Below are 20,242 nucleotides of genomic sequence, written 5' to 3'. Positions count from 1 at the left end.
CTGATCTTATAATGAAAATCTCAGTGATTTTTAAATAAAAATTATAATGAAAGCAATAGGTTATTACCAATCCCTTCCTGCCGATAATGATCAAGCCCTGATTGACTTGATATTACCTACGCCAGACGTATCTGGTCATGACATTCTGGTTGCAGTTAAAGCCATTGCTGTTAACCCAGTGGATACCAAAGTAAGGCGAAATGCTCAGCCCGAGAAAGACCAGCCCAGGATTTTAGGGTGGGATGCTGCCGGCATTGTTATAAAAGTCGGACCACAAGTAAGTTTATTTAAGCCAGGGGATGAAGTGTGGTACGCTGGCGACATCACAAGGCCCGGGTGCAACAGTGAATTTCATTTGGTTGATGAAAGAATCGTTGCTAAAAAGCCAGCCTCACTTGATTTTCAAGAAGCTGCTGCTCTCCCTTTAACCAGCTTAACTTCTTGGGAGCTTTTATTTGACCGATTACAATGCTCTCCAACAGAGCAAAGTACCCTATTAATTACTGGGGCTGCTGGGGGGTAGGGTCTATTTTAGTTCAACTGGCAAGACAACTCACTAACCTCACCATCATCGGCACGGCTTCACGGCCAGATTCAATCCAGTGGATTCTTAATCATGGTGCACATCATGTGATTGACCATGGCAAAGACATGAAATCTCAACTACAAGCTTTAAAATGTCCAGAAGTGGATTATGTGATTAGCTTAACTCATACAGACGAACATGCAAAAGCACTGGTGGATGTGTTAAAACCCCAAGGTAAGTTTGCGCTCATTGATGATCCGCAACATTTGGATATTAAATTATTTAAACCAAAGAGTCTCTCCATTCATTGGGAAATGATGTATACCCGTTCTATGTTTAAAACTCCAGATATGATGAGACAACATGAAATATTAGAGCAAATTGCAAAACTGGTTGATGAAGGTAAAATCAAAACCACCATGGCAGAATGCATGGGCCTTATTAATGCAGTCAATTTAAAAAAAGCGCATGCATTAATTGAGAGTGGTTTGGCACGAGGAAAAATAGTGCTAAGCGGATTTTAGAAAGAAGAGCTGCTTGCCTCTATAAAATGAACAATAATATATTAATTCAACTACAAATTGTTTCTGTATTGCTAGGGGCACCTTTTTTTGCGTTTATAGATTGTCCTTGGGTGGGTACGTATTTTCTGCATGGACAAGACATAGCCAATGCCATTATGGCTTTTTCTTACAGTTGGGTTTTTCTTACCGCCAAACGTCGACTGCATTGGCTGGTATTATTGATGACGATTATTAGCTTGTGTGCCGAGATAATGGGGTCAAAAGTTTTAACGGCTTATGAATATCATTTAGGCAATATCCCACTATATATACCGTTAGGTCATGCTGTTATTTATGCCACCGTATTTCAAATTTCTCGGCAGCCACTGATATGGCACTACCACCGCGCCATCGAGAAATCGTTGCATCGCTTTGCTTTTATCATATGCGTGATGTCGCTATTGTTTTTAAAAGATGTGGCTGGTTTTCTGTGTTATGGTTTTTTCTTATCATCATGTCTTATAGAAAAAAACCTTTATTTTATTTGATTATGTTTGTTGTAACGTATTACATAGAGCTGTTAGGGACAACGTTATCGACATGGTCTTATTACTTTGCTTTAGGTAATCATCCCAACTATCCGCCAACGTCTGTGACGCCTTCCGGCATTGCAGGCATTTATATCATTGTTGATATCACCTGTAATTCTGTGTACTTATACATCAAAAAATTTAAACATTTTCTTAAAACAAGGCGACGATTTGCCAATATGAGAGAGGCAAGCATGGCGTTGCTTTAATCAGTTCTGTTGTGGCAAACAAATTTTATTGGTTGAAATAAAAAGGACAAGCAGCAGGGACAGGGTGCCTGCAGTGGCACCTAGGGCTGTTCCAATACCTGGCGATAGCAAGCTGCCAACAAGGGCACCTGCGCCCATCCCAAGTGATATCTTGATGCTCATACTAAAAGCTGCAAATAAGATGTCGGTTATATTGTCATGCGAAATTGTTTTTAATTGCTGTATGGTGTCTTTATGGATTTTATAAATAGTGAATCCGGCGGTAACAGCGCCACCCAAAATAACTCCTATAATAAAGCCTATCAGGCTTGCGATGAATAGGTTTGCATGAAAGCCCAATAGGTAGTCGGTGCATTCTGCACATAGTCCAAACCTATTGCTGATATAGCCGCTAGATAATGCGCCAATGACTCCCCCGGTGAGCGCGCCAGGAATGACTCCAGCAACTGCAGCAAGATAGACATTAGGGTTTGTTATAATGCCAATAATGTTTTTTACAATATTCATATCACCATTGAGCTGGATATTGAGAAACCTGTGAATTCAGAATAATAACATATTCCCTCAGCTAGGCTATCAAAAAACACGAATGTTCAGGCCAATGCTTAATGATTTAATTCGACGACCATGACTTTAATGGGATGATTGGTCATATTCTCATCGATATGTAATTCATTTGCAGGATCTTTTTTCAAATAATAGGCGTTATCTTTTTTAACTTTAAATAATGAGTTTTTCCTTGATTATTTGTGATTTTTAATAAGCCATTCGTGAATGCAATGAGAACACGATCGTGTTCATGACGATGCATTGGTAAACGTTGTTTGGAGGCAGGATAAATAACAGTTTTCCAAACGGTTACCTCGTTATTTGCAAATTGGGGAATCCGATGCGAAGATTTAGAGTTTGCATAAAGATTTCCTGCTGATAAAAAATAGGAAAACCCAAGTATTGCAAGAGGGATTGTCAAGAAAGTTTTTTTTCAAACATGATCAGTCCTTTTTTCGAATAAATACAAATAGGCACCATAACCACGAGCAGCCATTTGCTCTTTGGGTATAAATTCCAGGGCTGCCGAATTAATACAATAGCGCAAGCCCATTGGTTGAGGTCCATCTTTAAAGACATGCCCTAAATGAGAGTCGGCATACTTTGAGCGGATTTCGGTGTGTGTCAGAAACAATAAATATCTTTCCTTATGCCGCGTTATATATTGCTCGTCAAGGGGTTTGGTAAAACTTGGCCAACCTGTACCAGAAGAATATTGGTCCGTTGTACTAAATAAAGGCTCTCCTGAGACAATGTCTACGTAAATACCTGGTTGTTTATTATTCCAGTAAGGATTATCAAAGGCTTTCTCGGTTGCATTTTTTTGTGTTACCTCATATTGCAACGGCGTTAACTCCTGCAAGCGCTTTGTTTTATCAAACACCGGTACTGCCTGTGCTGACCAGGAAAGAATGAGTAGTGTCAAAAAGATAATGCTATGATTGTTCATGTTCCCACACCTCGTGAATACGAGCATCTCGACCGCATCGATAACGGTAATACTTATATCTTAGCGGATTTTTGCGATAATAATCTTGATGATAAGTTTCAGCAGGATAGAAATGAGTTGAAGGTATGATTTCTGTATATACGATTGGGAATTTTTTCTTTATTTTTTCCAAAATGGAAGAAGCAACTTGCTTTTGCTCAGGATTGAGAAAGAAAATCACCGAGCGATATTGGCGTCCTTCATCACAAAACTGTTTATCTTTTACGGTGGGGTCAATGTGGTGAAAATAATACTCAACCAGAGTGGCATAACTGACTTGCTCAGGATCAAAAGCAACCAGAACGGATTCCACATAATTGGTCCCACCGGCAGACACTTGTTCATACGTTGGGTTTTTAATCTGTCCCCCGTCAAAGCCTGACGTTGTGGAAATGACACCTTTTAGCTTGTCAAAATCAGCTTCTACGCACCAGAAACACCCCCCAGCAAAGATGGCTATCTCCGGTTTGGCGACGCTGGTCGATGCAAATAATAATGCCATCATGCTGAAACACAGTTTGCACAATTGGAGGGAAACATGGTGTCTTAGTAATAGTAGGCCAGATAGAGTATTCATTGCTATTCCTTGCGTTCTTTAAGGTTTGAATATAGCAGAAAAACAAGAGCACCTAATGTGCTCTAACGATTATCGTTTATTTTGCTATTAGGTGCATTTACAGCACCTATTACCTTTTCCATTGAATGTTGACCGGTTGTCTGTCATTTCCGCCACGCAACAAGGTCTCGTGGGGATGACAAGAAACAGAACCATTTGTGCAGCTCAACCTATCAAAATTAAATGAAAAAGTACTATTATTTCCTTATTTTAAGGAGACTGTTAACGTTCTATCATAAGTTGGTTGTTAACGACATATTCAATCAAATGTTGGAAAAAATAAATACATGGGGAATAGGAAGATCTGCGTGGATTGGACAATGAGTCAGTGTATTTACTAATCAGGATAATAGGAACATGGTTAAGCAAATCAAACGTTGGGGATTATTAGTTTTTTAATGATTTTACTTGGTTTGTTTTTTATTTTCGCTTGTATCGTTATTTATCGTTTGAAAATTTGAAATTGCATCGTGAAATTCTGCTGGCCTGGATGGAAAAGAATTTTATGCAGGTTTTTTTGAGTTTCATGGTTATTTATATTGTTTTAGTGGCTATTTCGGTTCCTGGTGCTACCATTTTAACGATGACTGCCGGGTTTTTGTTTGGTCCGGTTCTAGGTTTACTTGCAGTTGTCATTAGTGCGACCATCGGAGCATTGATTGTTTTTTTAGCGGTGGATTTAGCGCTGCGCGAGTGGATTGCCAATAAAACCAGTCAATGGATTAAAGTCATGGAAAAAGGATTCCAAGAAAATGCATTTTCTTATTTATTATTTTTGCGTCTAATTCCCTTATTTCCATTTTGGATTCTTAATATTGTTCCGGCCTTGTTAGGGATATCTAAGCGCTCTTTTGTGTTAGCAACCTGTCTTGGCATTCTCCCTGGAAGTCTTGTATACGTCATGGTGGGGGATGGGATAGGCCATCTGATTGATACGCATCAAAAACCCGATTTTTCTCTTATCTATGATCCAAAAATCCTACTGCCCATGATGGCTTTGGCATTTTTGTTATTACTGCCAGTTTTGTATAAGCAATTTAAAAAGCAAGAGCATAAATCATGAAGCAAGTGATCCATTGTGATATTGCCATTTTGGGTGCTGGGTCCGGGGGGTTAAGTCTTGCTTCTGGTGCAGCACAGCTTGGTGCCAAGGTCGTATTAGTAGAGTCGGATAAAATGGGTGGTGATTGTTTAAATTATGGATGTATCCCTTCCAAATCTTTATTGGCAGCGGCCAAATCGGTTTATCACACCAAGCATACTAATTACGTTGATATCCAGACTGATGCTTTAGAAGTGGATTTTTCTAAGGTTATGGAGCATGTACGTACGGTGGTGGCAACCATTGGCAAACATGATTCGGTAGAACGCTTTGAATCGTTAGGGGTACAAGTAATTAAAGCATCTGGAAAATTTATTGGACCGAATGTCCTGCAAGCAAATGATTACTTTATTCACGCAAAATATTTTGTAATAGCAACAGGTTCATCGCCCTTTATTCCCCCCATTATTGGATTGGATAAAATTATTTATGAAACTAATGAAACCATTTTTAATTTAAACCATTTGCCAGCTCATTTAATCGTTATTGGCGGTGGTCCCATTGGCTGCGAGCTGGCACAAGCGTTTTTGATGTTAGGCAGTCAAGTGACGCTCCTGGAAGCAGCAACCATCCTGCCACATGACGATAAGGATTGTGTTGCAATTCTGCGTGAGCAATTTAAGCGTATGGGTATGGTCTTGCATGAAAAAAGCGAGGTACAAAAAGTAGAGCAAACGGACAAAGAGCAGATTACCGTTCATGTAAAAAAGGGGAGACATGCTTTAGCATACAAGGCAGTCATTTGTTGGTGGCTGCAGGAAGGGGGGCGAATGTTAAGCATTTGTGCCTGGATAAGGCTGATGTTCGTTATTCCCATAAAGGCATTGAGGTGGATAGACGTTTAAGAACAACCAATAAAAACATTTATGCGATGGGTGATGTGGTGGGAGATTTTCAATTTACTCATATTGCCAGTTATCATAGCAGTATTATTTTGCGCAATATTTTATTTTGGTTGCCTGCTAAAATTGATTATCGGGCAGTGCCTTGGATAACTTATACTTCACCAGAGTTAGCTCATGTAGGGATAACCTCCAAAGAAGCGGCAATGCGTAGCAATACTCAGATAACGACATTTCCTTTTGCAGGTAATGACCGTGCACAGGCGGAGCATGCGTCTGACGGTCTTATCAAGGCCGTGAGCGATCATAAAGGGCGAATTCTTGGTATTACAATAGTAGGGGCAAATGCCGGGGAATTGCTTTTGCCATGGGTGATTGCCATTCGTACAAAAAAAACATTGCGTTTTTTTACAGACACAGTGGTTCCTTATCCAACATTCAGTGAGCTTAGCAAGCAGGTTGCCGGTGAATATTATAAGCCAAAACTATTTTCAAAATGGGTGCGCTGCTTTGTGCGCTTACTCTTAAAAATAAGGTGAAAAATGATTGAACAAGGAATGCGTTATTATTATCAAGCGCTTTTAGTTGATCCGCCAGCCACGTGGTTACAACATCGTATTTCACCGAATTCCATGACCTGTTTATCTGGTATAGTGGGCATCCTGGTTTTACCCGCCTTATGGTTTAATCATATTATTCTGGCGATAGGTTTGCTTTTATTATCGGGTTATTGCGATACACTCGATGGCACTATTGCACGCTTTAGCCAGCAAACCAGTGCTTGGGGAAGCGTGTTGGATATTATGATGGATCGTGTGGTGGAGTTTGTGGTGGTTTTTGCCTTGTGGAGTATTGACCCCATATCACGAAGTTTGTGGGGTATGCTGATGTTGGGCAGCATGCTTTTATGCATCACCAGTTTTCTTGTCGTCGGTATTTTTACTGAAAATCATTCTCATAAGGGATTCCACTATAGCCCGGGAATCATGGAGCGTGCTGAAGCATTTTTATTTTTTATAGCCATGATGTTATGGCCAACGGTGTTTGGTTTTCTCGCGGCCGTATTTAGTGCGTTGGTGGCGATGACGGCGTTGATAAGGCTTTACCAATTTTATGTTCAAACGACAAAAGGACTCTGTTAATGCGCTTATCACAGGAAACAATACGAACCATTCCCTGGTATTTAAAACCTTTTTTCTGGAATCAAAAAAGAAAATATGGAGCATATCTCGAACCGGCGCGGGTTTGGGCGGTTATCCCCAGATTATTTATTGCAGTCGCCAGCGTTTATGGCGTACTGGATCGCAAAAAATCACCGCTGTCTCCCGAACTTCGTTCCTTAATCAGTGTGCGAGTGGCACAAATGAACGGGTGTCGATTTTGTGTTGATATGAATTCGGCTTTATTTGTTAAGCGTGCCCATACAAATGCAAAAATTCAGGCACTTGCACAGTGGCGAGAGTCCTCTTTATTGACCGATTTGGAAAAGGCGGCATTGCATTATGCGGAGCAAATGACGCAAGTAAATCAGGAGATTGATGATGAGTGTTTTAATCATTTAAGACATTACTTTGATGAGAAAACAATGATTGAATTAACGGCCTTAATTGCTTTTCAAAATATGTCCAGTAAATTTAATAGCGCATTGGGCATTGCCCCACAGGGATTTTGTAATAAACCTACGGAACAGTGATAAGAGATCGGTAGATAAAAATAGGGTGTTCAGGTTCATAATTAATTGATTCAACTTCACAAATCTTTTTACATACGAAGAGTCAATCAATAAATTCAAAATTATAATTATACAATTTAATAAAAGTGCCATCAGACTCCAGCTGTAATATTATATTGTTAATTTGGTCGACTTGCCTTTGATTATCTGGCAAAGCCGCAATGCCAAGTCCATTGCCTACATTAATAGGTTCTCTCAATGCTTTAATATACGTTGGATATTGATGTTCTAAGTATAAAACGGATAAGTAATTTGCAAATATGGCATCTACTGTTCCATTTCTTAGGTCAGTTAATAATTTACGCGGATTCTTATAGGTTATGATGGTAAATTTATCTAAGAAATTTTGATATAGATAATTATGGTACCCTCGACCTTGTAATACCCCTACACGCTTATTTTGCAACTCTTTATGCTATGAATGGGGCTGGTGGTCATGGTTAAAAACCCCGCCTGAGAAATCATATAAGGTAAGGTGTAAATATATTTATTTTGTTTCTCTTCGGGGATAATCAAAGCACCTATCGCAAAATCAATTTTATTTTCATCCAAAGCGGAGAGTAACTGGTCATATTTCATAGGCACATATTCACAATCCCACCCGAGGCGATTGCATATGATATTCATTAAATTAATATCTGCGCCTGAAACGCCGCTAATTTTGCCATATACTGCGTAAGGAGGGTCATAAATAGGTGTACCGATTTTGATGGTAGCATTCGCTGCAAGACAATTTGTAAAGAAAATTAAAATAACATAAAAGCTTTTTTTCATTTTTTAGCCAGCATTTTAATTTTTTATCTCAATTATAGACCAATTTAATTATTTCCTTGAATTCAATGTTTAAAGAATCTTTATTGCAGCTTTCAAAAGTTACGGGTCATGATTTATTGATGCAATTTGATTGTTTTGGATTATTTCTCATATTACATTATGAATGTATATTTTAATGACAATTGTTTATTAATTGTCATTAAAACTCTCTGATCGTTTCATATTAAAGAGCATGAAAGATTGAAGTGTATGTCAACCGCCCCTAAATTTTAAAGGAACTGAATATGTATGCCGGAGCCAGATTTTTTGTAAGAACGTTAGCCACCGCTGTTAAAGAGGGTATATTGGAAGCCTTGTTGAAAGAACCTATATTTTGGAAAAGAACCAATGATGTTGAGTTTCCCTATCGGGCAACGTTACAAGGAGAAACACTGAGAATGCGTATTAATGATTATCCAGATAGGTCGGCTTATACGGTAATGCGTGGTGACAGAGAGATAATGGATATCAATGGATTTAGGGACAATTGGCAGCGAGGTGAGTTCGACGAGCAAGTGCAAACACCATCAATGAACCGACCCGGCACTTAAGAGAAGTTTAAGACCATTTACTTTAATCACATAGCCTTTTTTCTCCTTCTTTCAATTATCTGTGGTACTTACCTGTTGAGCGAGATATTTTGCATCGGCGGCAAACATAATCTGCCTGTTTAGTTTCAAGATATAAATTAACCCCTTCTTTCCTGCGGTAACGGTTTATTCTGGGCCATGCTTCTGGCGAATTAATTGAAACGATGTGTATGAATCCTATAACGAATATTTCACTGCAGTTACTTGAAAAGTTAAATTTTTAAGCCCAATTTTTGCATTTGATTTAATCAATTTGGATTTACTATAATCAAAAAAGCAAGTATCAAGAACCAGAAAGTTACTCAATATCGTTGGATAGTTTAAAGGGTGATCAATATGAGTTCATCATCGAATAAGATACAAGGGCTTCTAGCTTCTAGTGCCGGCAAAGAGACGTGTAGGCAGTTTTTTCATCGGCTGCTGACACGATAGGTAGGCAAGTGTCCAGGTTTAAGCTGGTCGTTGGAAATCTCATAGAGAGTGAACTAAAAATTGTGAGCTCATCCTTACATGAAGGTCTTGCGCAAAAAACATCGGGCCTCACCTGTAATTCTGATGAACTTCGTGCTGCACATGATGCTGCCAAGCACAATTTTGAAACTCTGGTAAGAAGTGGAGAGTTTGATCATTTGCGCCCGGAAAATATCCCTATCGATATCTTTCGTGCGGCTTGCTGTGTTGTTGCAAGGCCAATATTTAGGGAAGAAACCAGAGCAAGAATGACGGATACCAAAACTGCTGATGAGCTTAGAGCAAATGATGGTCAAACGGGGCGAGCCATCTCTGCTGCCGAGCAATATGATAAATTTAGAGCCAGGCATCCTGATATGGATGAACAAAAGTTACTGGATTTAATTACGAAGAAAGCAATGGAAAGTAATAAACAAGTGAGCGGACGATTTGGTGTCGAGTGCGTTACTTTATTTTTCCATCATCGACCTGAACCTACAGGTATACTAAGTCGTATGAACGCAGGATTGCTATTTAAACCATAATAAAGGAAACATATGAACCATAATTACCCAGCTGAATTAACAACAAAAATAGTCTGGTATAAAACCAAAGATCCAGCATACCCTTATATTAATGATGATAATGAGGATAATATTTATAAGATTAGGATGAATGATTATCCGGATGAGCCTGCCTATACGTTGCTAAAAAACGACAAGCCGTTATGCAGTTTCAGTGTCTGGCCTGATTATTGGGAACGACCATGATTTTTAGACCATTATGTCTGGTCATGAACATTTGCATCTTGTATAAAAAATAAATGACTTACAAACTAAAAAATAATGAGCACGTCATCAAAACGGTAATAAACATTTAATTGCTTAGCTTTCAAAAAGCTACTGAGCACATGAGGGTAAAAAAACGTAAAGAAAATCAAAGGGGAACGATTTTTCTATGAGCAAAATAAGTTAAATTGTAAACTTTCTGTATAATAATTGCTATCTATTTTACCCCTCATCTATACTTATTACAGCTTCTTCCTAATGGTGATTTATCAAGTAAAAACCATGCATTTCAATATTAAAGATGACTGATTTTATAAAAATCATGGTAATGAATATCCATAGTGAAAAAAGCATTTAAACAAAGGAGAAAATCAATACACCGGATGTATCTCAATCACAGGAATCTTCGTCCAGCTAGGACGGATTAACAATGAGCGAGGTGCATGATGAGTAACAGTGATTTTGAACAATTTCTAACGGCTCTGGGCGCATTTGAGTCTGGAATCGATACGACTCAAACACAAACAACTTCCTGGATGCAATATCTTCAAGTTTTTGATCCTAATCGCGGTAATGTCGACCCCAATAGCGTTAACTTGAGTGATCCGAATGATTTGGCTGAGCTGCAATACCATGTGCATAACACACTAGGTTTTTTAGGTAAATATCAATTTGGAGAACCCCTACTGATTGATTTGGGATATTATTCGCCAGCCCCCACCGGTTATTATGGAACGACAGCAACAAATGAATGGCAAGGAACATGGACTGGTAAAAATGGGGTAGACAGTAAAGAAGAATTCATGACCAATGTTCAGGAGTTAGCGATTCGTGAAGCATTTGCCATGAATATGGGCGTTATTAATCAATATTTAAATCAAGCCGGGAAAACCATCGATGATTTTTTAGGGCATGAATTTACCTATACGCGTTTTGGTGAGGCGCATATAGCGACTGTAACCATGTCTGGTATTTTAGCCAGCGCGCACTTGCAGGGACCTGGAGGTGTAGCGCAATTATTGCTTCATAATATTGCCAGCAGTGATGAATATGGTACCAATATCCTATTTTATATGGACAAGTTCGGAGGCTACCATACACCATTTGGTACCAATGGTGATGATTTTCTTGTCGGCAGTGATTACAGTGAAACCTTCATGGGCGAAGGCGGTCATAACGAGTATGAAACAGGGGGAGGAAATGATAAGATTATTATTGCTCAAAATATTACCGGCAACGATGTAATTCAAGATTTTGATATTGCCCGCGATGTCATCTCCCTTACAAAATTTCCAGGACTTACCTTCGCTGATTTAAGCATCACAGCGTTAAATAACAATGCTGTTATTCATTTTCCCAATGGGCAGACGGTCACATTAAATAATGTGGATGCCAGTCAAATCAGCGCCAATCAATTTGTATCTGGGCCTTATAAAATTATGTGGAATGCGGGGAGTGGGGATACCATCATTGAAAATTTCAATCTTCAGCATGATTTAATTGATTTAAATTATGCTTTTGCCAGTAACAATTTGGCTCTATATGAAGAAAATGGCTCAGCGGTGATTGACGTTATTGGTAACAATCAACGAATTATACTGGCAGGTATTGAGCTGGATGAATTAAGTCCTTTTCATTTCATAAAAGCACCCACTGATTTTGCCCAAGTCCATTTTGGTATCAATTCCGATCATACGCCTCCTGTTGTTGATCCAGGCGATGCAAATACTGGCAACGACAATCCTGCAGATGGCGGTGATAATAATAACCAACAAGGTACCATGGATGGTGATGTTTTTGCTTATACCTGGAATTGGGGGGCTCGCGATGTGATTCAGGGATTTGATGCCACGGAAGATAAAATTGACTTACAAAATTTTTGGACCAGTTTTGATCGGATTCAATTCTATGATAATGCCAATGGGGATGCCGTTATCGACTTAACAACCCTAAATAATCAAACGATTACTTTGGCAGATGTGTCAGTCCAGCAATTATCAAGTGCCAATTTTATTGGTGTGACTGGAACCATGGGCATCCATAATGAACCCAATAATCCTCCAGCCAATGAACCGACTGACCCATCTCCGCCTTCGGAAAATGACGCAATCCCACCTGAAGATACGACTGGTTCTGGTGATAGTTATGTATTTACCTGGAAATGGGGAGCAGCAGAAACCATTAATAATTTCGATGTTGGTCAAGATGTGATTGATTTAAAATCTTTCTGGAGTAGCTACTCTCAATTTAGTATTTACGATAATCCGCAGGGAAATGCAGTGATTGATTTAAGTCAGTTAAATAATCAAACCATTACTATTCAGGGAGTCAGCAGCGCTGAATTATCTGCGAAAAATATTGTGGGAGTGGCAGGAACAATCGATCAGGCGCTTACTGGTCATTCTATCCCTCCTTCAGATCATACGGATCCACCGGACACTGGGACAGTGACGGATGTTATCTCTCATCCAGTCAATAGCACCAATTTAGTGGCTTCTGATGCCGTGCAAGATGTTTTTAATTTTACCTGGAGTTGGGGAAGCCAGAATGTCATTGACGGATTCAATCCAACACAAGACACCGTCGATTTGTCTCGCTTTTGGACCACCAATGATCAGGTTGACATATACAATAATGCGCAAGGTGACGCGGTAATCGACTTGAGTGCTCTTAATAATCAAACCATCACGCTGCTTGGTGTTAATGCAGATGATCTGAATCAAGATAACGTTATTTTTTGATACTAATCGTCGTCTCTCGGGAGTGGGAGACGATGTTTCCTGTTTTTAGTCCATCATGTTTATAGCCAAGTAACTTCTTAATTGAAAACAAAATTCTGCTATCATTGGAGTGTTTCACTGACTAGGTACATGCTACTATTGAAAAAATGCTCTGAGGGATTGTTTGGGACGTGCGCGCTTTATCATTTTTGATTTTTTTGGCATTTTCTCAATTCGGCTTTTCCCAAAAGCCAGTTGATTTATTAAATTGTTTTGCCGATGCTGCCAGAAATGATCCTACCTATCAGGCGCAGCTTGCCATCTACAAAGCGCAAATACAGATCTTGCCTGAAAAATTCTCCGCTTTACTTCCACAAATTACGCTCAATGCAGATTTAGACCGAGAATACAGAAGTAACAGTTTTTACCCTGGAGGAAATTTTAATACCGATCGTGGAGGGCTTCTTGCAAGTCAAACCATCTTTAATTTCACCCAATTTAAACAGCTGGCACAAGCAAAATATTCTGTACAATCGGCTTATGCGACTTTATGTGCACAACAACAGGATTTAATGATACGTACAGCAACAGCTTTTTTTGACGTATTGCGGGCTCGCGATTTACTGAGCTTTACCGAAATACAAAAAAATACATTTCTGAGCAATTGACGGCGACTAAAACGCTCTTTAAGCATAATGAAGCAACCATTACGGATCTTGAACAAGCGAAAGGAGCTTATGACTTAATCAACTCCGAATTATATTCAGCGCAACTCAATCTTTATCTTGCAAGACAAACATTAAGCCAGATTACGAGCATCGTTTACGAGAGTTTTGCGCACTTAAAAAAAGATTTCCCTTTAATTCATCCCAATCCAAATCAACTGGACGTCTGGTTAACCACGGCCAATAAACAAAATTTATCTTTACGTGCTGCGCGTTTAAATATTTTTGTTGCCCGTGAAGCGATGTATGCTACCGAAGGTGGTTTTTTACCTAATATAACTGCTAATAGTGATTTAAGCGATGCAACCGTACCTAACCCTATCTTAACCAATACCATGAATAGCAAGGCACGCATGGTGGTTTAAGTGCTAATTGGAATGTGTTTCAAGGAGGACTGACGGTTGCTCAAGTGAGAGCAGCAGCTGCCAATGTTCAACAGGCCTATGCCGATATGAATAAACAATATTTGCAAGCCATGGCGGATACGAGGAAATCATTTACGTCCATTGAGACTGGCATTTTGCGAGTAAACAATGTGCGATTAGCGCTGCACTCAAATACCATGGCTTTAAATAGCGCTCAAGAAGCGTATCGCGCGGGTGAGTTAACCATCACTGAAATTTTACAAATTCAAGGCCAATTGTTCAGTGCGCAAAAACAATATGCTGAATACGTTTACAATTATTTACTCGATCTTTTGTTGTTAAAACAGGCTGCAGGTACCCTTGATGTAGATAGTCTGGCTATGATTAATCACTGGTTATTGAAATGATATTCTTTAATTTTGATAGAAGTGATGCACTGACAAAATAATATCTAAACGGGTAAATCATGATCTAAAAATAAGTGTCATGCCGCGAAAGCGGAAATCTATTGGAGTGGTCAGGCTTCACATGCGCAATATGGATAAAATTCAGTTACAGGCTAAACTAATAAACAAGTAGCGATGCATAAAAGACATCAAATTATTTATGAATGAAAACAAGAAAACACTGGGGGAATTATTAAATGCAAGTTACAGTGCATTTGGATACGCCATAGGATTTAGTTGCCTCGTTAATCTCTTGATGTTGACAGCACCTATTTACATGTTACAAGTTTTTGATCGTGTCTTACCCAGTCAGAGCAGTGATACTCTTGTTTATTTAACAATCATCGCCATTCTGGCGATCATAGTCTATGGCATATTAGACATTGCGCGTGCGCAAGTATTAACGCGAGTCAGTTGGTGGATTGACAACAAATTAAGTCCTATAGCCTTGGCGAAAAGCCTTGATCATACCCTCTTGGGAGGTTCTTACGCTGCACAGTCTCTGGCAGACATCACTACTCTCAGACAATTTTTAAGCAGTCCTAGTATTTATGCTTTTTTTGACGCACCCTGGATCATTATTTTTCTTATTGTTATTTTTTTATTGTCTTTTCCCTTGGGGATCATTGCTACCCTGGGCGCCATAGTTTTATTATCTCTTGCCATCCTGAATGAAAAGGTATCACGCAAACCCTTAGAACAAGCCAATACCCTACATATGAATAATCAAGAATCCATCAGCAATAGCATCAGACAAGCTGAATGCATCCAAGCGATGGGGATGATGTCGCCCATTGTCAGTAAATGGTTGCACAATAATGAGGCTGTTCTGGCCATGCAATGCACAGCAAGCGATCGTTCAGGAATAGTACTTAGTTTTTCCAAATCCATTCGTTTGATCCTGCAGATTTTAATTCTTGGTGTAGGCGCCTATTATGTCATTAATGGTGAGCTGACGAGCGGTGCAATGCTGGCGGCATCCATTATCATGGGGCGTGCTCTAGCGCCGGCAGAACAAGCGATTGGTGCCTGGAAACAAGCCATCAATGCTTTGCAGGCCTATCGACGTCTACAACATTATCTGAGTCAACCAGAAACCAGACCCCCCGAGATTTTATTACCAAAACCACAAGGCCGAATTGATGTAAATAACCTATTGTATATTCCGGCAGGAGCAAAAAAACCAGTCATTCAAGGCGTGCAATTTACCCTAATGCCGGGTGAAAGTTTGGGTATTATTGGACCATCCGGTTCTGGTAAGTCCACATTAGCCCGATTATTAGTCGGTATATGGCCTCCCACCAATGGTACGGTTCGTTTGGATGGCGCTAATATTTATACTTGGAATAGACAAGATATAGGCAATCACGTGGGGTATTTACCACAAGACACACTATTATTTAAGGGAAGCGTTAAAGAAAATATAGCTCGTATGGATAAAATTGAAGATGCCAAAATCATTTCCGCTGCTCAATTTGTTGGAGTGCATGATATGATTTTGCATCTTAGCCATGGGTATGATACTGATACTAGTCGTTATCATTTATCAGGAGGACAAGCCCAACGAATCGCTCTCGCCCGCGCCTTTTATGGTTCCCCTGCACTGGTTGTCCTTGATGAGCCTGAAAGTAACTTGGATCAGGAGGGTTTGGCTGCTCTTGAATTAATCTATAAAAATGCCCAAAAATCCGGTATCACAATCATTGTCGTCTCTCAGCGTCCCATGCTGATGAAACATTGTAATAAGGTCCTGGTCATGCGTGACGGCCACATGGAAAGATTCGGACTTTATGCGGAGATCATACGATAAATGTTGATAAACCACGCTCCCAATATAAAAAAATTATTTTCTACAGCTTTTTAGTTATTTTTATTTTTTTTGGTGGTTTTCTGATGTGGGCGACACTGGCTCCTTTAGAAAGTGCAGCCATTGCGCCAGGAAAAGTCATTGTGGCGGGGAATAGACGAGTCATCCAACACTGGGAAGGTGGTATCATAAAAAAATTGTATGTTAAAGATGGAAGTACTATAAAAGAATCGGATTTATTAATTAAATTGGATGACATTCAAGCCAAAGCTGCGGCTCAAATTAATCAAAATGACTATTGGGAATTATTGGGTGTCCAAGCACGGCTTTATGCAGAAATTGATCAAGAAAAATCCATTCAGTTTCCCCCAGTTTTATTGCATACAAACGATATCAAAGCCCAGGAAATTATCAAATTACAGCAAGCCATTTTCATGTCGAACCAAAAAAATTTCAATGACACTGTGAATATTTACAAACAGCGCATTGGGCAATTACAAGAGCAAATCCGTGGGAAACAAGCACAATTAATGGCCAATCAGGAGCAATTCGGCTACATCAATCAAGAATTGAAAGACGTCAGAATTCTAGCGACCAAAAAACTCATTAAACAATCGCGTCTCCTTGCTCTACAGCGAGAGGCAGCCAATTTAGCAGGAAAACAGGGAGAAGCTCAATCAGCCATTGCGGAACTTGAACAAAAAATAGGTGAAACCAAACTGGAAATTATTGCAATGACCGATAAGCAACGAAAAGAACTACTAGCGGAACTGCGTGAAACTCAAAAAAAATTAAACGAAGCCTATGAGCGCATGAAAGCCAGTAGTGATACCTTGATTCGTACAGAAATACGTTCACCTATCACTGGTACGGTCATTAATCTAAAAGTGCACACCGTAGGAGGAGTGATTAAACCAGGTGAACCTATTATGGATATTGTACCTACTCATGAGGCTTTAATCATTGAAGCCAAGTTGAATCCATTGGACATTGATGTTGTTCAAAGAGGTTTACTGGCCAAAGTCACTTTAAGTGGTTTAAGCCGACGTAATACTCCCACCTTGTTAGGCCAAGTCATTCATGTGTCTGCTGATGTGCTATTGGATTCTCAGACTAATAAACCGTATTTTGATGTTCAGGTGGAAATTCCTGCTCAGGAATTAAAAAATTAAATCAGCAAATACTTTACCCTGGTATGCCAGCGGAAGTGATGATTATTACTAAAAAAGCCACGCCGTGGGAATACTTTACGGCGCCTATTCTTAAAAGTTTTAATCGGGCTTTCCGTGAAGACTGAATATTTTTCCGTCTTATCCAGTCATTTCATCCAATAAGCTTGATTGCTTAAAGTCTGTGTTGTCTTTTTTTCTAAATTTTTTTAAATCCAGCTCTGGAGAGGGCGCATTATTTAAATTAAAACGTTTACAGGCAAGCCGAAATCTTGTGGCTAGTAAATTGGCAAACGCTCCTTCACCGCGCATGCGGCTGCCAAATTGGGCATCGTAGTCTTTGCCTCCACGCATTTGACGAATTAGGCTCATGATATGTTCTGCCCGCTGTGGAAAATGTTTTGTCAGCCATTCTTGAAATAAATCTTTTACTTCATAAGGTAATCGGATTAGAACATAGCTGGCATGACTCGCACCTGCTTGACTTGCTGCGAGTAATATTTTTTCCATTTCCATATCATTAACCATGGGAATAATCGGAGCAACCATGACACGTACCGGAATTTGATGGTTTGCTAAATGTTTGATGACTCTTAGTCGCCCAGCGGGAGCGCTTGTGCGTGGTTCCATGATACGCTTTAATTGCGTTGAAAGTGTTGTGACACTGATGGCGACTTTTGCAAGATTATTTTTTGCCATAGGTGCTAATAAATCAAGATCGCGTTCAATCAGTGTATTTTTAGTAATAAGAATGACAGGATGTTGATGATCTTTTAATACCTCCAATAGGGAGCGGGTTATTTTAAGCGTTGCTTCTGCTGGTTGGTAAGGATCTGTGTTAGCCCCTAAAACAATGGGCTTACATACGTATCGAGCTTTGTTCAATTCCCTTTCTAAAATCCTGGCAGCGTCGACTTTGTAAAAAATTTTGGTTTCAAAATCAAGGCCTGCGGATAAGTTGACATAAGAATGACTTGGTCTCGCATAACAATAAATACACCCGTGTTCGCAGCCTCGATAAGGATTGATCGATTGCTCAAATCCTAGATCAGGAGAATCATTGCGGCTAATAATGGTTTTTGCAGTCTCAGGTAAAAGACAGGTTTCCAAAGGCGGTAATGTTTCCTCCTCTCGATCCCAACCATCATCAACCTGTTCATAGGTCAATGGTTCAAATCGGCCTTCCGGATTGCTGAGAGCCCCGCGATTTTTAGTGGTTTGATTATGCTTCATACTGGGTTACTAATCTCATTGGAGGCTTTATTCTAACATAAGTAGGTTAATTACTAGCCGGTGTTTGCAATCGTCCAGGTGGCATACATGATGTTGGTTTATGAAGAAAAAGCTTGTAAAGCACCATGTTGGAATAACACTTGTTTTCCAGACAATGTCGGGATGCGTTCGCCGGCTAATATAATGCTGGCAAGATTTAATGGATCGGCAGCAGAAATAGTGATGGTAAATGTTTCTTCTGATGTTGTTTTTTTCATAGCTCGTAAAGAGTCAACGGCATAAGGAAGGGCGAATTGTTCTCCTGTGAAGCTTTGGATGAAGCGCCCTCCTCTGATTTCTCCACGCTCTTCCAATAAGCGAAAGTTCCTTAACAAGGTTTGCCAACTTGGAATGTTTTTTCTCGGGCCAATAATTCCCGAAAACATACACCATAGCGTTTAAGAAGCATCCAACACGTGGCTTCCAACTGCCGAGCTGGTTCAACCGATTTCTTGATGGATAATAGCGACCAGTGGCCCATCGCCGTGAGATAATGCCCTCGTTTACGTAAACGGCGACGTGGGTCAACTAATGAGCGAAGATTATCAAAACCATCGGCGGTTTTTGCTGGGCTAAGACAGCCAAACGGTCATAAATGTCATCCCATAAGTTATTAGAAGCAACAGACGTGAGCGGATACTGCGGTACCTCGATGGTCAGTTCGATAGAGTGGTTATGGCCAATATGAATGATCTCAGGCAGAGGCCGGTGAGTGCCGCTAAGAAATCTTCCACCAACTCCAGTGGTTTTTGAGTAGCAGATAAACCAATTCTAACGGGGGAATTTTGGTTAGTGCATACAATCTTTCCAATGACAACGTTAAATGAGCACCACGTTTATTGTCTGCAAGGGCGTGTATTTCATCAACAATGATGGTTTTAACCTCACCAAGCATCGCGCGACTCTTCTCGGAGATATGTACAGAACTTGAGTCTTCGGCGAAAGAGTGCCGGCCAAAGATTGCCGTATCAACTGATCAAGGCAAATAAGAAAAGCAGCCAACGTTTTGCCTGAACCAGTAGGCGCAGAAACTAAAGTGCTTTTGCCGGCAAGGATAGGAGGCCACCCTTGTGTCTGTGGTTCTGTTGGTAAGGAAAATTTATCAATAAACCAATCGCGAACAATAGGGTGAGCCCAATCTAGGCTGTTTGCTGGAATTGAATTCGTACGTTAATTATATATTAAAATAACTAAAGAATGGGTATGAAGCTTGTACTGTCGCAAGCAGGGCCATTATTTTTCTGATGAACGCTTACCATGATAAAAAAATCTCTTTTGCAAGACATGCAACAAAAGCAATGATCTGTTGCTGCAACGGTGATACAGGATTATATTGCTGCCGTAAAATGACGGAGTTCCCCAATGAAAGAAAATGTTACTGAAAATAAATTAGTCTGGCATATCGCGGGGGTTGGTGCCCTCGGCAGCTTGATTGCAGGC

At 39.9% G+C, this 20,242-nt stretch carries 26 protein-coding genes and 1 pseudogene; 18 read left to right on the top strand and 9 right to left on the bottom strand.

What is annotated here, in order from left to right:
* Positions 1 to 46 precede the first annotated feature (46 nt).
* From LOA_RS16360 to LOA_RS14255, 4 genes are read left to right on the top strand one after another with little or no spacing between them, the layout of a single operon-like run.
* The gene (locus LOA_RS16360) at positions 47 to 523 is read left to right on the top strand and encodes an alcohol dehydrogenase catalytic domain-containing protein (RefSeq protein WP_238551249.1); all 477 of its coding nucleotides are present in this window, start codon (positions 47 to 49) and stop codon (positions 521 to 523) included.
* On the top strand, positions 469 to 1,050 hold the full coding sequence (locus LOA_RS16355; protein ID WP_238551248.1) for a zinc-binding alcohol dehydrogenase family protein: 582 nt from the start codon (positions 469 to 471) through the stop codon (positions 1,048 to 1,050). Before LOA_RS16360 ends, LOA_RS16355 begins: the two co-directional genes overlap by 55 nt.
* A gap of 26 nt (positions 1,051 to 1,076) precedes the next feature.
* A complete protein-coding gene (locus LOA_RS11560; protein ID WP_081726657.1) occupies positions 1,077 to 1,577 on the top strand; it encodes a hypothetical protein in 501 nt (166 codons plus the stop codon).
* Positions 1,578 to 1,579: 2 nt separating this feature from the next.
* Positions 1,580 to 1,828 carry a hypothetical protein gene (locus LOA_RS14255; protein WP_148294903.1) on the top strand — a complete coding sequence of 83 codons (249 nt, stop codon included), beginning with the start codon at positions 1,580 to 1,582 and terminating at the stop codon, positions 1,826 to 1,828.
* On the opposite strand, the gene LOA_RS11555 is transcribed toward LOA_RS14255, so the two are convergent.
* The 3 genes from LOA_RS11555 to msrA form a co-directional block, all read right to left on the bottom strand.
* On the bottom strand, positions 1,829 to 2,335 hold the full coding sequence (locus tag LOA_RS11555; protein WP_025386475.1) for a hypothetical protein: 507 nt from the start codon (positions 2,333 to 2,335) through the stop codon (positions 1,829 to 1,831).
* Positions 2,336 to 2,810: 475 nt separating this feature from the next.
* Positions 2,811 to 3,326 (bottom strand): peptide-methionine (R)-S-oxide reductase MsrB, encoded by a 516-nt coding sequence (msrB, locus tag LOA_RS11545; protein ID WP_025386474.1) that lies wholly within the window; start codon positions 3,324 to 3,326, stop codon positions 2,811 to 2,813.
* Positions 3,313 to 3,942 carry a peptide-methionine (S)-S-oxide reductase MsrA gene (gene msrA / locus LOA_RS11540; RefSeq protein WP_238551247.1) on the bottom strand — a complete coding sequence of 210 codons (630 nt, stop codon included), beginning with the start codon at positions 3,940 to 3,942 and terminating at the stop codon, positions 3,313 to 3,315. Before msrA ends, msrB begins: the two co-directional genes overlap by 14 nt.
* 544 nt (positions 3,943 to 4,486) lie before the next feature.
* Here msrA and LOA_RS11535 point away from each other — a divergent pair.
* The 5 genes and pseudogenes from LOA_RS11535 (at position 4,487) to LOA_RS11520 (ending at position 7,618) form a co-directional block, all read left to right on the top strand.
* Positions 4,487 to 5,044, top strand: a complete 558-nt coding sequence (locus tag LOA_RS11535) for a TVP38/TMEM64 family protein (RefSeq protein ID WP_051399030.1) — start codon at positions 4,487 to 4,489, stop codon at positions 5,042 to 5,044.
* Positions 5,041 to 5,942 (top strand): annotated as a pseudogene (locus tag LOA_RS14950) (dihydrolipoyl dehydrogenase family protein); the annotation flags it as partial. The gene LOA_RS11535 and the pseudogene LOA_RS14950, both read left to right, overlap by 4 nt.
* A 12-nt stretch (positions 5,943 to 5,954) precedes the next feature.
* Positions 5,955 to 6,464: a hypothetical protein gene (locus LOA_RS14945; protein WP_420795678.1), complete on the top strand. Its 510-nt coding sequence runs from the start codon at positions 5,955 to 5,957 to the stop codon at positions 6,462 to 6,464.
* Between the two features lie 3 nt (positions 6,465 to 6,467).
* Positions 6,468 to 7,067 carry a CDP-alcohol phosphatidyltransferase family protein gene (locus tag LOA_RS11525; protein WP_025386471.1) on the top strand — a complete coding sequence of 200 codons (600 nt, stop codon included), beginning with the start codon at positions 6,468 to 6,470 and terminating at the stop codon, positions 7,065 to 7,067.
* Positions 7,067 to 7,618 (top strand): carboxymuconolactone decarboxylase family protein, encoded by a 552-nt coding sequence (locus LOA_RS11520; protein ID WP_025386470.1) that lies wholly within the window; start codon positions 7,067 to 7,069, stop codon positions 7,616 to 7,618. The genes LOA_RS11525 and LOA_RS11520 overlap by 1 nt, the downstream gene beginning before the upstream one ends.
* An 82-nt stretch (positions 7,619 to 7,700) precedes the next feature.
* Here LOA_RS11520 and LOA_RS16075 read toward each other — a convergent pair whose 3' ends face one another.
* Together LOA_RS16075 and LOA_RS16070 are read right to left on the bottom strand one after the other, a co-directional pair.
* Complete coding sequence (locus LOA_RS16075; RefSeq protein ID WP_338010456.1) at positions 7,701 to 8,063, bottom strand: type 2 periplasmic-binding domain-containing protein; 363 nt, start codon at positions 8,061 to 8,063, stop codon at positions 7,701 to 7,703.
* Entirely contained in the window at positions 8,045 to 8,431 is a 387-nt protein-coding gene (locus LOA_RS16070) for a transporter substrate-binding domain-containing protein (RefSeq protein ID WP_338010455.1), read from the bottom strand. The genes LOA_RS16075 and LOA_RS16070 overlap by 19 nt, the downstream gene beginning before the upstream one ends.
* 284 nt (positions 8,432 to 8,715) lie before the next feature.
* Between LOA_RS16070 and LOA_RS11510 the strand changes: the two genes are divergently transcribed.
* The 9 genes from LOA_RS11510 (at position 8,716) to LOA_RS11470 (ending at position 17,533) form a co-directional block, all read left to right on the top strand.
* Positions 8,716 to 9,021, top strand: a complete 306-nt coding sequence (locus LOA_RS11510; RefSeq protein ID WP_025386469.1) for a hypothetical protein — start codon at positions 8,716 to 8,718, stop codon at positions 9,019 to 9,021.
* A 479-nt stretch (positions 9,022 to 9,500) separates the two neighbouring features.
* Entirely contained in the window at positions 9,501 to 10,055 is a 555-nt protein-coding gene (locus tag LOA_RS11505) for a hypothetical protein (protein WP_035895600.1), read from the top strand.
* Positions 10,056 to 10,067: 12 nt separating this feature from the next.
* Positions 10,068 to 10,280: a hypothetical protein gene (locus LOA_RS11500; protein WP_025386467.1), complete on the top strand. Its 213-nt coding sequence runs from the start codon at positions 10,068 to 10,070 to the stop codon at positions 10,278 to 10,280.
* Positions 10,281 to 10,741: 461 nt separating this feature from the next.
* On the top strand, positions 10,742 to 13,039 hold the full coding sequence (locus LOA_RS13885) for a calcium-binding protein (RefSeq protein ID WP_025386466.1): 2,298 nt from the start codon (positions 10,742 to 10,744) through the stop codon (positions 13,037 to 13,039).
* Positions 13,040 to 13,209: 170 nt separating this feature from the next.
* The gene (locus LOA_RS11490) at positions 13,210 to 13,686 is read left to right on the top strand and encodes a TolC family protein (RefSeq protein ID WP_025386465.1); all 477 of its coding nucleotides are present in this window, start codon (positions 13,210 to 13,212) and stop codon (positions 13,684 to 13,686) included.
* Positions 13,683 to 14,108 carry a TolC family protein gene (locus LOA_RS11485; protein WP_025386464.1) on the top strand — a complete coding sequence of 142 codons (426 nt, stop codon included), beginning with the start codon at positions 13,683 to 13,685 and terminating at the stop codon, positions 14,106 to 14,108. Before LOA_RS11490 ends, LOA_RS11485 begins: the two co-directional genes overlap by 4 nt.
* 14 nt (positions 14,109 to 14,122) lie before the next feature.
* Positions 14,123 to 14,515 carry a TolC family protein gene (locus LOA_RS11480; RefSeq protein ID WP_025386463.1) on the top strand — a complete coding sequence of 131 codons (393 nt, stop codon included), beginning with the start codon at positions 14,123 to 14,125 and terminating at the stop codon, positions 14,513 to 14,515.
* Positions 14,516 to 14,714: 199 nt separating this feature from the next.
* On the top strand, positions 14,715 to 16,364 hold the full coding sequence (locus LOA_RS11475; protein ID WP_025386462.1) for a type I secretion system permease/ATPase: 1,650 nt from the start codon (positions 14,715 to 14,717) through the stop codon (positions 16,362 to 16,364).
* A complete protein-coding gene (locus LOA_RS11470) occupies positions 16,334 to 17,533 on the top strand; it encodes an HlyD family type I secretion periplasmic adaptor subunit (RefSeq protein ID WP_338010479.1) in 1,200 nt (399 codons plus the stop codon). Before LOA_RS11475 ends, LOA_RS11470 begins: the two co-directional genes overlap by 31 nt.
* Before the next feature lie 138 nt (positions 17,534 to 17,671).
* On the opposite strand, the gene LOA_RS11465 is transcribed toward LOA_RS11470, so the two are convergent.
* From LOA_RS11465 to LOA_RS15570, 4 genes are all read right to left on the bottom strand, one after another.
* Positions 17,672 to 18,763 carry a PA0069 family radical SAM protein gene (locus LOA_RS11465; protein ID WP_025386460.1) on the bottom strand — a complete coding sequence of 364 codons (1,092 nt, stop codon included), beginning with the start codon at positions 18,761 to 18,763 and terminating at the stop codon, positions 17,672 to 17,674.
* 98 nt (positions 18,764 to 18,861) lie between these two features.
* Positions 18,862 to 19,188 carry an Lhr family helicase gene (locus LOA_RS11460; RefSeq protein ID WP_025386459.1) on the bottom strand — a complete coding sequence of 109 codons (327 nt, stop codon included), beginning with the start codon at positions 19,186 to 19,188 and terminating at the stop codon, positions 18,862 to 18,864.
* A gap of 332 nt (positions 19,189 to 19,520) precedes the next feature.
* On the bottom strand, positions 19,521 to 19,697 hold the full coding sequence (locus LOA_RS15575) for a hypothetical protein (RefSeq protein WP_237757995.1): 177 nt from the start codon (positions 19,695 to 19,697) through the stop codon (positions 19,521 to 19,523).
* Complete coding sequence (locus LOA_RS15570) at positions 19,622 to 19,909, bottom strand: DEAD/DEAH box helicase (protein ID WP_272946920.1); 288 nt, start codon at positions 19,907 to 19,909, stop codon at positions 19,622 to 19,624. Before LOA_RS15570 ends, LOA_RS15575 begins: the two co-directional genes overlap by 76 nt.
* Between the last annotated feature and the right edge of the window lie 333 nt (positions 19,910 to 20,242).

This window comes from Legionella oakridgensis ATCC 33761 = DSM 21215, from assembly GCF_000512355.1.
GTDB classification, from domain to species: domain Bacteria; phylum Pseudomonadota; class Gammaproteobacteria; order Legionellales; family Legionellaceae; genus Legionella_A; species Legionella_A oakridgensis.
This window is presented reverse-complemented; position numbering and strand designations above follow the sequence as displayed.

Bases quoted from the DNA above. Each gene is read 5' to 3' on its own strand.
- LOA_RS16360 (WP_238551249.1), top strand. From the start codon at position 47: ATGAAAGCAATAGGTTATTACCAATCCCTTCCTGCCGATAATGATCAA.
- LOA_RS16355 (WP_238551248.1), top strand. From the start codon at position 469: ATGCTCTCCAACAGAGCAAAGTACCCTATTAATTACTGGGGCTGCTGG.
- LOA_RS11560 (WP_081726657.1), top strand. From the start codon at position 1,077: ATGAACAATAATATATTAATTCAACTACAAATTGTTTCTGTATTGCTA.
- LOA_RS14255 (WP_148294903.1), top strand. From the start codon at position 1,580: ATGTTTGTTGTAACGTATTACATAGAGCTGTTAGGGACAACGTTATCG.
- LOA_RS11555 (WP_025386475.1), bottom strand. From the start codon at position 2,335: ATGAATATTGTAAAAAACATTATTGGCATTATAACAAACCCTAATGTC.
- msrB (WP_025386474.1), bottom strand. From the start codon at position 3,326: ATGAACAATCATAGCATTATCTTTTTGACACTACTCATTCTTTCCTGG.
- msrA (WP_238551247.1), bottom strand. From the start codon at position 3,942: ATGAATACTCTATCTGGCCTACTATTACTAAGACACCATGTTTCCCTC.
- LOA_RS11535 (WP_051399030.1), top strand. From the start codon at position 4,487: ATGCAGGTTTTTTTGAGTTTCATGGTTATTTATATTGTTTTAGTGGCT.
- LOA_RS14945 (WP_420795678.1), top strand. From the start codon at position 5,955: ATGGGTGATGTGGTGGGAGATTTTCAATTTACTCATATTGCCAGTTAT.
- LOA_RS11525 (WP_025386471.1), top strand. From the start codon at position 6,468: ATGATTGAACAAGGAATGCGTTATTATTATCAAGCGCTTTTAGTTGAT.
- LOA_RS11520 (WP_025386470.1), top strand. From the start codon at position 7,067: ATGCGCTTATCACAGGAAACAATACGAACCATTCCCTGGTATTTAAAA.
- LOA_RS16070 (WP_338010455.1), bottom strand. From the start codon at position 8,431: ATGAAAAAAAGCTTTTATGTTATTTTAATTTTCTTTACAAATTGTCTT.
- LOA_RS11510 (WP_025386469.1), top strand. From the start codon at position 8,716: ATGTATGCCGGAGCCAGATTTTTTGTAAGAACGTTAGCCACCGCTGTT.
- LOA_RS11500 (WP_025386467.1), top strand. From the start codon at position 10,068: ATGAACCATAATTACCCAGCTGAATTAACAACAAAAATAGTCTGGTAT.
- LOA_RS13885 (WP_025386466.1), top strand. From the start codon at position 10,742: ATGATGAGTAACAGTGATTTTGAACAATTTCTAACGGCTCTGGGCGCA.
- LOA_RS11475 (WP_025386462.1), top strand. From the start codon at position 14,715: ATGAATGAAAACAAGAAAACACTGGGGGAATTATTAAATGCAAGTTAC.
- LOA_RS11465 (WP_025386460.1), bottom strand. From the start codon at position 18,763: ATGAAGCATAATCAAACCACTAAAAATCGCGGGGCTCTCAGCAATCCG.
- LOA_RS11460 (WP_025386459.1), bottom strand. From the start codon at position 19,188: ATGTTTTCGGGAATTATTGGCCCGAGAAAAAACATTCCAAGTTGGCAA.
- LOA_RS15575 (WP_237757995.1), bottom strand. From the start codon at position 19,697: ATGCTTGGTGAGGTTAAAACCATCATTGTTGATGAAATACACGCCCTT.